Raw genomic sequence first — 13,071 nt, 5'->3', positions numbered from 1 at the left:
TTTCAATGCAATTTAATTTTAGGCGCGATTTTTCGTGTAACAAAATCTTTAGCCGTTAATAGTCCTGCATGTGCATAGCCGTAAATTGTGGCTTGATGCATTCGATACAATGAAACATACATTGATTTGGCAACAAAGCCTTGAACATTGACCTGACCTAAAAGTTCACCAACCGCTTTATGCTTGCTTAATGAGACTAGGGAGCCTTTGTCTGAAAATACGAATATTGGGAGTTGCTGACCACGGATGCGTGCCTTTAAGCAATCCACGAGAAATGACGCTTGTTGGCTGGCAACTTGAGCGCGTGGGCCGAGGACGGGTTCATCTGCACGCGGTTGGCAATGAGCACAATCACCAAACGCGAAAATGTCAGGGTAGGCTTTGGTTTGTAGTGTTGCATACACACTTAAACGCCCCATACGGTCTTTTTCAAAACCTTCAAGCTTCGAAATCACTTCTGGTGTTTTAATACCTGCCGCCCAAACTTTCAGTTCAGCTTTAATTTTACTGCCATCATTAAAATAAACATGTTCAGCATCGACTTTTTCCACACGTTTAGAGGTTAAGACTTCAATTTTCATGCGTTTTAATTGCTGCTGTGCATGCTCGGCCATTTTTTCAGGGAGTGCAGGTAGAATCCGATCAGCACCTTCAATTAAATTGATCTGTACGCTTTGCGGATGAATTTTATTTAAACCATATTTATAAAAATTATGTTTGGCTTCGACCAATTCTGCGGAGAGTTCAACGCCAGTTGCACCTGCGCCAATAATGGCAATTTTCAACTCACGTGCTGTATTACTATTTTGTGCATCCAAATACAACTGTAAGAGATCTTGTTGGAAGATTTCAGCTTGTTGCAGGCTGTCCAAATAGTGACAATGTTCATACACGCCCGGCGTGTTGAAATCGTTGGAAACTGAGCCTAAAGCAAGAACAAGGGTGTCATAACTCAGTTGCAGTTGTTCTTGAGTAGATTCATATTTACCTTGTTGGACTTTGCTAAGCTGAATGGTTTTTTCAGCAGGCTGAACATTTTCAAACTTAGCCAAGACAAATTCATAATGATGCTTCGCAGCATGCGCATAGTAGTTGATTTCTTCTTCGCTGACTGACATCGTCCCTGCGGCAATTTCATGCAAGAGGGGCTTCCAAACATGCGTGAGTTTCATATCTACGAGGGTAATGCGCGCTTTCTTTTTTTTACCGAGTAAATCACCGAGTTGTGTGACCAGTTCTAAACCACCGGCACCACCACCGACAATGACAATATGGTGTAACTTGGAGTCATCAGCGTTATTCATTGAATTACCTATTTTATTATTGTTGAAAAAAAGAAGATGGCACGAGTATGCCATCTTCTTTTTTGCACGAATAACGAATTGTCTTACAAGTTACATAATCACATCATTGACCTAGAGGGTAGGTTTTAACTTCTGCTGCATCCGTATTAAAGATGCTAAAAAGACCTTTAATCCACATCATGAAACGCTCAAAAATATTGGCTTCTTCAATTTGCACGTCATCTTCAATATCAAAGGTATTGATCAGCTGATTATTTTGATAAACCGTAACGGTGGCTAATTTCATCACTTCAGCCAATGGCGCAGTGAGTTCTTTTTCATTTACTTCAACACTCAGTTTAGTCTGTGTTTCATGAAGTGGTTCAATGGCTTGAATTTGACCATTGCCAGTATTTAAAAGAATACGTTGCTGTGTAGGGTCAAAAGCTTTTAAATCGATGGCATAAGCTTGATCATAAAGTGAAGTTGTAATTAGTTTGGGTTGTTGAGTTTCCACCTTAAACATTTTCAAGGTTGATTTAACCACAGGTAATTCTGCAATTAATTGCTTATCTTTGATTGCAACTTCATTACGTGTATAGGTATAAGCCAAGTTCATGAGGTTGTGTGCTACTTCTGCACGTTTTAATCCACTTTTTGCCCCTAATACTACAACAATCAAACGACGTTCTGGCGCGTCAGGATTCGCGATCAAACGGTTGGCTGTTAAAGCTAAGTTATAACCTGCAGCTTTAGTAAAACCTGTTTTTAAGCCATCAACGGTGGGATCTTGTTTTAATAAGATATTGGTTGCACGGTGGAAGCGTTGGTTATAACTAAAACTTTGTTGTTTTGAATAATACAAATAGTCAGGTGTGTCAGTCACCAGTGCTTGCCCTAAACGTGCAAGGTCAGCCGCCGATGAATAATGTTCTGGCATGGTAATACCGGCTGGATTTTGAAAATTGGTGTCATTCATGCCCAAAGCTTTAGCTTCTTTGTTCATGCGTTCAATAAATTTTGGAATATCACCAGAAATGCGTTCAGCTAAAGTCACAGCGGCATCATTGGCAGACATGACCACAAGACCTGCTAAAAGCTGATCAACTGAAATTTGTTCGCCTGCTTTGAGATACATTTGTGATTCATCCCATTGAACCACTTGTACAACTGGGGTTGCGGTTAGGATTTCATTTTTCTTTAAATGACCTGCTTTAATTTCCTTTAAAGCAATATAAGCCACCATCATTTTGGTAAGTGAAGCAGGGGCACGCTGAACATGGCTATTATGTTCTGCAATCACCTGACCCGACTGAGGATCTAAAATGGTCCAAGCTTCAGCTTCAACAGTTTCAGGGACAATATTTAAAAGGGCAGCATTTGCTATCGTGGAGCATAGAAAACTAAGCAGCGCGATGAGGTAGATCACGTGTTTCAATGAGGTTCCTTAACCAACCATTCCGTTGGTGGTAAAACGAAAAAATTTTTAGGCATGCTATGCCTTTTTTTTTCTGCTGACTAGTCATAATTGTAGACAATTGCGACAGTTCCGCATTCAGTTGTAAAAAATGTTAATCTAATTGATAAGTTATCTTTTACTAATTTTATATCGCCCATTATGTTGCATTATCAAATCGAATTTGACGATTATCGTCAGCATCTAGTCCATGTCACTGCACGTTTCTTGGCAAATCCAACACAGGTGCTTTCTTTGCCAACTTGGATTCCCGGAAGTTACTTAATCCGAGAATTTTCGAAGCATATCGAAGCTGTTCGAGCTTATGATGAAGATGGGCGTTTGTTACAAATAGAGAAATTTGAAAAAAATAAATGGCGTTTATTTAATACTGATCATGAGTTGATCACCGTTGAATATGATGTTTATGCCTTTGACTTGTCGGTCCGTGGTGCTTATGTTGATCAAAGCCGTTTATATGTCAATCCAGCTTGCGCATGTTTAGGTTTAGTTGACCAAGAAGATACAGCCATTGAGGTTGAAGTTTTCTTGCCACCCGAGTTAAAGCATTTCCAACTTGCGACTGGATTGAAGTCAAAAAGTTTAGTGAAAGGTCGTTATACCTTATATGCAGATAACTATGCCCAGTTAATTGATGCACCGTTTGAACTGGCGGAACAAACCCATTTTAGTTTTGAAGCCAACGGCATTCCACACGAATTTGTGGTTTCGGGCAAACATGCCATGAACGCGCAGCGTATGCAGCAAGACATCGAAAAAATTTGTTCGACAGAAATTTCCATGTTTGGTTCAGCACCATTTAAAGACTATACCTTTATGACCATGGCAACGGCCAATAGCTATGGTGGTTTAGAGCATCCAAATAGTACAAGTTTAATTAGCCCGCGTGATGATTTGCCAAAAGCCAATGAACCTGTAGAGCCATCGGCAGATTATCAACGTTTCTTAGGGTTATGCAGCCATGAATATTTCCACTCATGGTTGGTAAAATTTATCCGTCCAGAAAACTTTGTGAATTATGATTTGAACAAAGAAGGCTACACTTCTTTGCTTTGGATTTTTGAAGGTTTTACATCGTATTATGATGATTTGATTTTACTGCGTAGCGGTGTGATTAATCAGGATTCATATATCAAACTTTTGAAAGCACAAATTGATCGCTATTTACAAAATCCAGGTCGTGAAATTCAAACCGTTGCTGAGTCAAGCTTTGATGCATGGGTGAAATTCTACCGTCAGGATGAAAACTCAAATAATGCAGGTACAAGTTACTACAACAAAGGCTGCCTCGTGGCGCTATGTTTAGATCTTGGCTTACGTCTACGTGGTTCAAGTCTTGATGCCCTAATGCGTAAATTATATGCAAATGCGCAAAATGGCATTCAAGTGAATGAACGGACTATTTTCAATTTATGTAATGAATTAACGGGTGATGATTGGTTAGAACAAATCAATCACTTGATTAATACTACAGATGAATTGCCGTTAGATCAGTTGTTCCCTGAGTTTGGCTTAAGCTATACACTCAAAAATGACAAATCATTGCCATTTGGTTTAAAACTGGCTGATAAGCCTGAAGGTGTGTTGGTTCAGTCTGCTCGCCGTGACGGTGCAGCTGCAAAAGCTGGCTTGTCTGCGAACGATGTGATTATTGCAATTGATGGTCTAAAAGCAACCGTTAAATTGGCAGAAAAATATGCCAAGCAAGACGGAACTTATACCGTACTAGCATTCCGCCGTGATGAGTTGATGAGCTTTGAAGTGAAAGCTGCAGGTTCAGAATTAACTGAAGTTGAACTTAAAGTGGAAGATCAGGCTAAAGCTGAGAAGTGGTTGAAGGCTTAATTTGATAAGTATTTAATTTTCATGTAAAACCCATACTTAGGTATGGGTTTTTTATAAGAAAATGAATAGTAAAAATTTAATAATTGGAATTTCGATAACTGTAATTTGGTTCTTAGTGATAGTACTGTTTTGCGTTCAAAACAATTTTGTATTTACCAATAGAGAGCTGAATTCACTAGGGGACTTCCTTGCAGGTATCTTTGCTCCAGTTGCTTTTCTTTGGTTAATACTCGGGTATCTCCAGCAAGGTAAACAATTAGATCAAAATACTAAAGCGTTGGAACAGCAAGAAAAAGCGCTACAGTTGCAAATTGAAGAAATGAAAAATGGAATTGAGCAGCAAAAACAGTTGGTTCAAACACAAAAAGAATAACAGTTGGAACAGCGAAAACAGTTATTTCCAAAAATTTTTATTTCAGATTTTCACGCAAGAGCTGCTTTTGGCAATGATCTATCTGCTGATAATAGCTCGGGTGAGTATATTTACAATAATGTTGTATTTATTACTATATATTTTAATTTAGAAAACTTAGGTGAAGAAGCCTATCACTTTAAAATTATTGAAAAAAATAGTCTAGAGTGTTTGGAGCAAATAGATGTTTTGAAAAGATCAGAAACCTATAAAATTAAATTACATCTATCAACAAAATTGGTTGATCAATTGAATTTAAACAAAATATTAGATGAATTCTTCAATCTTTCTTATGAGTGTAAAAATGGGGTGAAAATTCAAAGAGATTTATTCATGCAATTGTATCCAAGAAATGTAAATTCCCCTTTTTTTCATGTAAACATGTATTTAGATGATTAGTTAAAGTAAATAGTAAAAAAGCCCACATCTGTGAGCTTTAATTTCTATCGAATAAAATTTTTAATTAATAGATAACTGCTTTTTTTGCATGACATTTATAAAAACTCAGTTCTTGAGATTTTGCCCTCAAATCTTCTGCAAGTTGTTGAGTCACGATTTGTTCAATATGTTGAGCATTTAATTTTGGCTTGATATATGCAGCTTCAGTAATCTGCCCAATAGTTTTACGTTGTATTAATTCGAGATCTAAATAATTTTGAATAATTTCATCTTTTTCAGAATATTCACGACAAACTGAAATAACAATGCGACCGGTTTGGATTGATTCGGATAACATCGTTGCACTATCTTCAGTAACAAAAATATATTCACTTCGCTTTAACACATCGCAAATAGAAGTTTTAGAACAAGTATTCACAAGCTCAATATTTTTATCTTTTAACATTTGAATCACATGTTCTGATAACGCAGGTGTTCTACGAGAACATACGACTGACGCCTGAATTTGATGGTGATCTGCGAATTGAACAAATTGCTGAATCATCTCTTCAAAGTCTTGATGGGTAAAAGGGTACTCTTTTGTCGGTCCACCAATTAACAGGCATGCTTCATGATTCGACGGAATATGCGCTAAGCGAGTAATTTTATCAGGTACAGCACCTGTAGGAATAATGATTTGTCGACCTGAATGATCTTCTGGAATCGTTGTAATAGTCCAATCAATAAGTCGCCAATTAAATTTACGTGTACCGCCTGCATAAATAAGTGGGATATTGAAACGTTGAGATAAATAAGCGGCATAAATTAAATTAGGCATACCTGAACAGACGATAACGTCGGTATGCTCTAAATTTCTTGGTAAGAATTTAAAGTATAAGCGCCCAAGTGTGCGAAACAAATTTGGGAAATGAGACAATTTCTTAAAAATACTCACTGTACGTTTAGGTAAAGTGGGGATTGCAAACTGCTCAGATTGTAGATAAAAGCGCTTTTCAATCATTTCACTGACAGCGATTGCTGGATTTAAATGTCCAATTCGGTTGTCATGAATAATTAATACTTTGCTTCTATTGTGTGTAGATGTGCTGCTCATTTTTGAAGTTCAAATAATCAACGTTTATATTAGATCTCTTTCATAAATCAAAAAACGATCTTCTTTTTGGTTAATATTTGCACTCCGGATTTCTTAGCATTCGTGCATAATCTGCGGATGAAATACATCGATTCAAACAAGCTTTCTGATCCTCAGTTCAAGCGATACACAGGAATCTCATGGTCAACTTTCTATTTGATGGTTGAGCAATTGAAGAAACATGTCCCTGCCAAAGGCAGACCGCCCAAGTTAAGCCTGGAAGACCAGGTTCTGCTCTGTCTAAGCTATTGGCGGGAATACCGAACCTTATTTCACGTTGCGACGAGCTACGGGGGTTCAGAGCCCACAGCCTCAAGAATTGTCCGTCATGTTGAAGACTGCCTGATTCGGTCCAATCTCTTTAATTTACCCAAAGATTTACCCGAGGGCGAAGGCATCGATTGGAATGTTGTGATCGTGGATGCCACAGAAATTCCAATCCAAAGGCCTAAAAAAACAGAAGAAAAGCTATAGCGGCAAGAAAAAGACCCACACTTTCAAAGTACAGGCCATCATTCATTATCAAACTCAAAAAATCCTGAGTTTATGTACGAGTCGTGGTGCCGTACATGATTTCGAACTCTTCAAACGTAACTTGAATCAGATTCCTGCAGGTGCATTTATCCTTGCGGATAAGGGTTATCAGGGAATTTATACAGTGTATCCAAATAGCTTGTTGCCATTAAAAGCAAAGAAGCGCTGTAAACTGGATTCCGAACTAAAAATCTATAATCAGGAAATCAATAAAAGAAGAATTGGAATTGAGCATGTATTTGGCAGTTTGAAAACCTTCAAAATTCTTGCTGAGCGATATCGCAATCGAGGCAAAAGACTAGCATTAAGATTCAATCTAATTGCTGGAATTTATAACTTAGAGCTGAGTGAAAAATGACTTATGAAAGAAATCTATTGTTATAACTTATTATAGTGTCGAAATATGAAAATAATCTTAAATAATTGTTAGGTTTATAAAAAAATGTAAAGGCCTACGTAGGTTGTAGGCCTTTTTTGAAGCTTTATATCAACGTCCGTTACGACCGCGGCCACGAGGGGCTTTAGTATTCGGACGAGTTGTGCCATTGGTACGGCGTTTGGGTTTTTCGCTCTCATCCATTTGCCAGATACGTTTTGTACCTGACTTTTTCACTGAGCCATCTTTATTCTTACGAACCATTGGCTTACCACCTGTACCGCCTGGTTTTTTCACATAAGAGCGCGAACGGTAAGGTTCTTCTGCAGGTACATTTTGAAAGTCAGGGTACAGTAAAGGCTCAATTTCTTTGGTTTCACCTGGTTCTAAACCCAATTGAACTAAATCGATGGCACCAATACGTGTACGAATTAAACGTAAAGTCGGGAAACCTACTGCTGAAGTCATACGACGAACTTGACGGTTACGGCCTTCGCAAATTTGGATTTCAACCCAAGAGGTTGGAATGTTTGCACGGAAACGTACAGGAGGATCACGATCCCATAACCATTCTGGCTGTTGCACTTTAATGGCTTTGGCTGGCAAAGTCATACCATCTTTTAGCTCAACGCCTTTACGTAATTGTTCAAGCGCTTCTTCTGTGATGTCGCCATCGACTTGCACTAAGTAGGTTTTGAACTTTTTATTTTCAGGGTTGGTAATGTACTGATTTAAACCACCATGATCAGTTAAAAATACCAAACCTTCAGAGTCCATATCTAAACGACCTGCAATACGTAGACTAGGATCGTCCACGAAGTCAGATATGGTCATATGCGCTTCGTCTTTACGGAATTGGGAGAGCACGTCATATGGCTTGTTTAAGATGACGATTTTCATAGGAAATAACTTCTATTAAATACAATAATTCAAATTGGTTAAGATTTATTCAATAGGGAAATGCAGCTATTTCCCATCTAAATCTCAAAAAAGGTAGATTTGCTTTAGAGTATTATGCGTGAAGCGCAATTAAAAGTCTTATCAAACAGCAATTATTTTTTCACTCGCTTCTCAGGGAGGGTCATAAAAATGGGTTATCAAAAGATCGTCGTTCCAGTGGATGGGACAAAAATTACAGTAAATTCAGACTTATCATTCAATGTTCCCAATAATCCAATTATTCCATTTATTGAAGGCGATGGTATTGGCGTCGATATCACGCCCGTGATGAAAACTGTGGTGAATGCCGCAGTACAAAAAGCTTATGGTGGAAAACGTGCCATAGAATGGATGGAAGTTTATTGTGGTGAAAAAGCCAATAAAATTTATGGTACCTATATGCCCGAAGAAACCTTTGAGGCTTTACGCGAATTTGTGGTTTCAATTAAAGGGCCGTTAACGACGCCTGTCGGTGGTGGCATTCGTTCGCTAAATGTTGCACTACGTCAAGAATTAGATCTCTACGTCTGTGTGCGTCCTGTCCGTTGGTTTAAGGGCGTTCCTTCACCTGTTCAGCATCCTGAACGTACAGACATGGTGATCTTTCGAGAGAACTCAGAAGATATCTACGCTGGGATCGAATGGAAAGCAGATTCACCTGAAGCCAAGAAAATGATCAAATTTCTTAAAGAGGAAATGGGCGTCACTAAGATTCGCTTTGAGGAAAATTGCGGTATCGGTATTAAGCCTGTATCTAAAGAAGGTTCTCAGCGTTTGGTTCGGAAAGCTATTCAATTCGCCATTGATAATGATAAGCCGAATGTCACCTTGGTGCATAAAGGCAATATCATGAAATATACCGAAGGTGCGTTTAAAGAGTGGGGTTATGAAGTCGCACTTGAGCGCTTTGGTGGTGAATTGCTAGATGGAGGTCCTTGGGTCAAAATAAAAAATCCGAAAACTGGCAAAGAGATCGTGATTAAAGATGCGATCGCAGACGCTTTTTTACAGCAGATTCTGATGCGTCCGACCGATTATTCAGTCATTGCTACCCTAAATTTAAACGGTGACTATATTTCAGATGCTTTGGCGGCCGAAGTTGGCGGTATTGGTATTGCACCGGGTGCCAATATTGGTGGCGCTGTGCAAGTATATGAAGCGACACATGGCACAGCGCCTAAATATGCGGGTCAAGATAAAGTAAACCCAGGTTCTATTATTCTGTCTGCAGAAATGTTGCTCCGAAATATGGGCTGGAAAGAAGCCGCAGATCTGATTATTAAAGGTATTGCGGGGGCGATTGAAGCCAAAACAGTGACCTATGATTTTGAACGACTCATGCAAGGTGCAAAACTCTTGCGTTGTTCGGAGTTTGGACAAGCCATCATTGAGCATATGGACTAACTTAATTTGCTAATCTAGGTGTAAAAAAGCTAGATGCATAAAAGGCTAGGTAAAAAGGATTGAATCATTCAGTCCTTTTTTAGGACTAAACATTAAAAACACAGAATCATAGCTTCTCAATACCATTCAAAAAACAGCAATCAAAAGGTGACTTCACGCAATCAATCAGATGGTCTGGCATGCTTGTCATGTTACCAAAAGTTTAAAACCGCACTATTAGCGTGAACTTAGGTAATGCAAAAAAAAGAGGGGGATTGATTTCAAATTAATTATTCGCCAGTGATTTTACAATGACGTAATTCGAAACATTTATCGGCTTGGATCCTTAAAAATTAGCGGTACATTGGTTGTTGTCCTTTAGTAGAAGTACATCTAGTAGTAGTACATTGCGACACTTGTGATGAAAAGGAGAAATGAAATGTCTCGTAAACAGCATCAACAAAACCAACAAACTGATCAACAGCAGCAAACTGATCAGCAACAGCAACAGCAACAGCAACAGCAACAGCAACAAGACCAAAAGAAACAGAAACAACAGCCACATCAACGAAATCAGCGTCAACAACATCATTAATAGGCTAAAGACTTTGTGAGTCAAAGTTCATTTGGCCGAATGGTTTTTAATTGATCGAAATTTAAGTTTTATACGTAGACGAGAAGGAGATGAATTTGTCTAAGAAAACCAAATCACTTAAAAAGGAAATTAAAGCGAGGTTGAACAAAATTTCAAAGCATAATTCTGCTTTGAAAAAGTTAAAGAAAAAGCTGAAAAAAGCTTAGTCCATTCACGATTTATCAAAAAGAAAAGACCTATTTAAATAGGTCTTTTCTTTAAGTTGTCATTAAAAAGTAAACATGTATTCTTTTCCGAATTGGTTTGATACTTTCTCCACCCATTGCTCTATTTTATCAGCTGTCATGACTTGAAAATCTCGCCAATAATATTTCATCTGCTTCCATACCATCTCGATTCGATTTAACTCAGGGCTATAAGCTGGAATAAAATACAAATTCGTCGAAAAGTTACTTTTAAGTAGCTCTCTGTAATCAGCCATCTTTTTACTTCTATGAATCGAGGCATTATCAACAATAAGAACCAATGGAAGGTTATAAGTCTGTTTTACTTGTTGAGCTATTCCAGTTAAATAGGCATAAAACCAAGTGCTTGTAACTGACTCTTGTAAACAACTTGTCACCAGTTTCCCCGTTGAAAGCAAACACCCCATGACATTAACTCGTTTTAATCTTATTGCATCAACCGCATGAACATCACCTATCTTTGTCCACGCATAGCGGTTATCAGGTGTAGATGAAAACCCTGTTTCATCAACATAACCTAATATAATTTCACCACGTGCCGCTTGCTCTCGTAATTTTTCAATCTGCTGTGTTGCTTGTTCAAATGCAATCGGATCTCTTTTTTTTCAAGCTATGACGGGTACGCTTGAAGACCATATCTGAATCACGTAAAAACTTACGAATGGTTTCAACAGACACGGACACTTCGTATTCTTCATGTAGTTTGACTCGGATTTGTTCTGCATTGAGTGGACTTGTATTGACCCAATCTAGGATTTTCGCCTGATAGTCTGAGATCAATGTATTGGGCCGACCTGAGCGACGACCTTCTTTAATCGATTCAAACTCATACAATTCCCAACGTCGGCGTTGTAGCCTTATGGTTTCTGGGATACGTTCTTGTAGAGTGGCAACTTCCGCAACACTTTTACCTTCAGAAAGCCAGAGAATAGTTTGGGCACGTTGTCTTTCACGCCAATGTTTTGCATGCTTGGCCAGAAAAATGAGTCGTTCTCGCTATTCTAAACTAAGTGGTACAGAAACAATTCGAGGCATGTGTGAACATCTGTTAACTAAAAAAACCTTTTCGCATGATTAGTTATTTTTGTCAACTTATATACATGATTGGTGATGTAGTTGAATGTCTTGTGATCTACCTAGACGAGATGCTTACTTAATTTTGCAGTGCGAGTGAACCAAAAGAGTTGTAGTGTTCCAATGAAGAGCACGCATGCGGCCAAAATAAATTGCTGTGAATAATCAATACCGATTCGCTGTAAAAAACTAAAGCTTATACCGCCAATCAATTGAATAGATGCAAAGCACAGGGTTGCAATACTCCAGAGCTTTTTATAGGCGCTACCATAGATTTGCAGAATGGTATAAGAGGTAAGAAAAACCACTGCTGGATTGAGTAGGCCTGTAGCAAAAGAAGATAAAAAAGTAAAAAGTGGATGGATATTAATAATTGCTATAAAAATCGCGAAGACATAGCAGCTATATAAAATTTTAAGAGCGCTGATATTTCCCAGTTTTTGTGCTAGGCAGTAAGCAGCAAATGCCCCTAAAGCACTCCCCAGACCATATAAAATCCAATTGAAATTGATCCCGATCGGGCTCAGGTGTAGGGTGTGAGTTAAATAGTCAATCCAAAATAATGAATGGGGCACGTAAGCAAAAGCACTGGTGCTATACACAATTAAGAGACAATAGAAAATTCCATCGACTTTATGTTCTACTGCAGGAATCGCGGTGAGTGTTGTGAGCTGTAATTTAAAACTCTTCAAAAGCACGCTGAGTAACATACAAATCAGGCTTGAAAAAGCAAACAAAATCAACCAAGCCCACATTGTCGAAATTTGTTGGATGTAAGGCAAAAATAGCGTTGCCATTAACACCCCTAAGCCAATACCACTGAAACCAATAAAGTTGATTTTAAAGCGGTCTTGAAGCTGTGAACATTGGGCCACGACACTTGGGGAGAGGATCATTAGTAAGCCGCCGCTGATCCCTGAAATAACGCGCCAAGTGCTATACCAAAGTTCTGAAAAACCTGAAAATGCACAACTGAGTAAACTGAGTGTCCCTGCAATAGCTGCGAGTTGGATATAATTCACCATGCTTTTATTTTGGGGTAATTTCATGGCCCAAAATGCACCGATCAAGTAGCCGAGCAAATTGGCACTGCCTAAGATGCTGGCAAAACTTGGGCTCCAACCAAATGCTTCACGGGTTGAAGGGAGGAGTGCGGTATAGGAAAAACGTAATATCCCGATGCCTAGGCACATGCTTAGACAGAGAAATAGGCTCAGTTTAATTTTGTTAGAGAACATCCTGTACTCATGTATTTTTATGATTGGTTAAAAAATAACATGAATATGCTGTAGAAAAATCAACAGATCTTAAAGTTTTGACTAAGGTCTAAGCTCAAAATAAATTATTAAAAACTTAACTATTCAAAAAGATAGCTGT

14 protein-coding genes are annotated in these 13,071 nt (G+C 38.5%); 7 read left to right on the top strand and 7 right to left on the bottom strand.

Annotation, left to right across the window (positions count from 1 at the left end):
* Positions 1-2: 2 nt before the first annotated feature.
* Together MST16_RS11165 and MST16_RS11160 are read right to left on the bottom strand one after the other, a co-directional pair.
* Positions 3-1,304 (bottom strand): NAD(P)/FAD-dependent oxidoreductase, encoded by a 1,302-nt coding sequence (locus tag MST16_RS11165; RefSeq protein ID WP_180012278.1) that lies wholly within the window; start codon positions 1,302-1,304, stop codon positions 3-5.
* 103 nt (positions 1,305-1,407) lie between these two features.
* Positions 1,408-2,721: a D-alanyl-D-alanine carboxypeptidase PBP6B gene (locus MST16_RS11160; RefSeq protein WP_180012276.1), complete on the bottom strand. Its 1,314-nt coding sequence runs from the start codon at positions 2,719-2,721 to the stop codon at positions 1,408-1,410.
* A 180-nt stretch (positions 2,722-2,901) separates the two neighbouring features.
* Here MST16_RS11160 and MST16_RS11155 point away from each other — a divergent pair, with 180 nt between their 5' ends.
* The 3 genes from MST16_RS11155 (at position 2,902) to MST16_RS11145 (ending at position 5,416) form a co-directional block, all read left to right on the top strand.
* Positions 2,902-4,605, top strand: a complete 1,704-nt coding sequence (locus tag MST16_RS11155; RefSeq protein ID WP_180012274.1) for a M61 family metallopeptidase — start codon at positions 2,902-2,904, stop codon at positions 4,603-4,605.
* Positions 4,606-4,666: 61 nt separating this feature from the next.
* Complete coding sequence (locus MST16_RS11150) at positions 4,667-4,978, top strand: hypothetical protein (protein WP_257222730.1); 312 nt, start codon at positions 4,667-4,669, stop codon at positions 4,976-4,978.
* A gap of 3 nt (positions 4,979-4,981) precedes the next feature.
* Positions 4,982-5,416, top strand: coding sequence for a hypothetical protein (locus MST16_RS11145; RefSeq protein WP_257222731.1), 435 nt, complete (start codon positions 4,982-4,984; stop codon positions 5,414-5,416).
* A 64-nt stretch (positions 5,417-5,480) separates the two neighbouring features.
* On the opposite strand, the gene MST16_RS11140 is transcribed toward MST16_RS11145, so the two are convergent.
* Positions 5,481-6,509 (bottom strand): ELM1/GtrOC1 family putative glycosyltransferase, encoded by a 1,029-nt coding sequence (locus MST16_RS11140; protein WP_180012272.1) that lies wholly within the window; start codon positions 6,507-6,509, stop codon positions 5,481-5,483.
* A gap of 117 nt (positions 6,510-6,626) precedes the next feature.
* On the opposite strand from MST16_RS11140, the gene MST16_RS11135 reads away from it, so the two are divergent.
* Positions 6,627-7,022 (top strand): transposase family protein, encoded by a 396-nt coding sequence (locus MST16_RS11135; RefSeq protein ID WP_257245627.1) that lies wholly within the window; start codon positions 6,627-6,629, stop codon positions 7,020-7,022.
* Complete coding sequence (locus MST16_RS11130; RefSeq protein WP_039254797.1) at positions 6,970-7,440, top strand: IS5/IS1182 family transposase; 471 nt, start codon at positions 6,970-6,972, stop codon at positions 7,438-7,440. The genes MST16_RS11135 and MST16_RS11130 overlap by 53 nt, the downstream gene beginning before the upstream one ends.
* A 129-nt stretch (positions 7,441-7,569) precedes the next feature.
* Here the strand turns inward: MST16_RS11130 and MST16_RS11125 are convergent, their stop codons facing one another.
* Positions 7,570-8,358 (bottom strand): rRNA large subunit pseudouridine synthase E, encoded by a 789-nt coding sequence (locus MST16_RS11125; protein WP_078194376.1) that lies wholly within the window; start codon positions 8,356-8,358, stop codon positions 7,570-7,572.
* A 189-nt stretch (positions 8,359-8,547) separates the two neighbouring features.
* On the opposite strand from MST16_RS11125, the gene icd reads away from it, so the two are divergent.
* Positions 8,548-9,801: an NADP-dependent isocitrate dehydrogenase gene (gene icd, locus MST16_RS11120; protein WP_180012438.1), complete on the top strand. Its 1,254-nt coding sequence runs from the start codon at positions 8,548-8,550 to the stop codon at positions 9,799-9,801.
* A 418-nt stretch (positions 9,802-10,219) separates the two neighbouring features.
* Complete coding sequence (locus tag MST16_RS11115; RefSeq protein ID WP_180012436.1) at positions 10,220-10,375, top strand: hypothetical protein; 156 nt, start codon at positions 10,220-10,222, stop codon at positions 10,373-10,375.
* 268 nt (positions 10,376-10,643) lie between these two features.
* Here MST16_RS11115 and MST16_RS11110 read toward each other — a convergent pair whose 3' ends face one another.
* From MST16_RS11110 to MST16_RS11100, 3 genes are all read right to left on the bottom strand, one after another.
* Entirely contained in the window at positions 10,644-11,183 is a 540-nt protein-coding gene (locus MST16_RS11110; protein WP_257245708.1) for an IS630 family transposase, read from the bottom strand.
* 16 nt (positions 11,184-11,199) lie between these two features.
* A complete protein-coding gene (locus MST16_RS11105) occupies positions 11,200-11,604 on the bottom strand; it encodes a helix-turn-helix domain-containing protein (protein WP_257245707.1) in 405 nt (134 codons plus the stop codon).
* Between the two features lie 152 nt (positions 11,605-11,756).
* On the bottom strand, positions 11,757-12,932 hold the full coding sequence (locus MST16_RS11100; RefSeq protein WP_180012098.1) for a YbfB/YjiJ family MFS transporter: 1,176 nt from the start codon (positions 12,930-12,932) through the stop codon (positions 11,757-11,759).
* Positions 12,933-13,071 lie beyond the last annotated feature (139 nt).

The sequence above is a fragment of the Acinetobacter sp. YH16040_T genome, assembly GCF_024605785.1.
GTDB lineage: Bacteria > Pseudomonadota > Gammaproteobacteria > Pseudomonadales > Moraxellaceae > Acinetobacter > Acinetobacter amyesii.
This window is presented reverse-complemented; position numbering and strand designations above follow the sequence as displayed.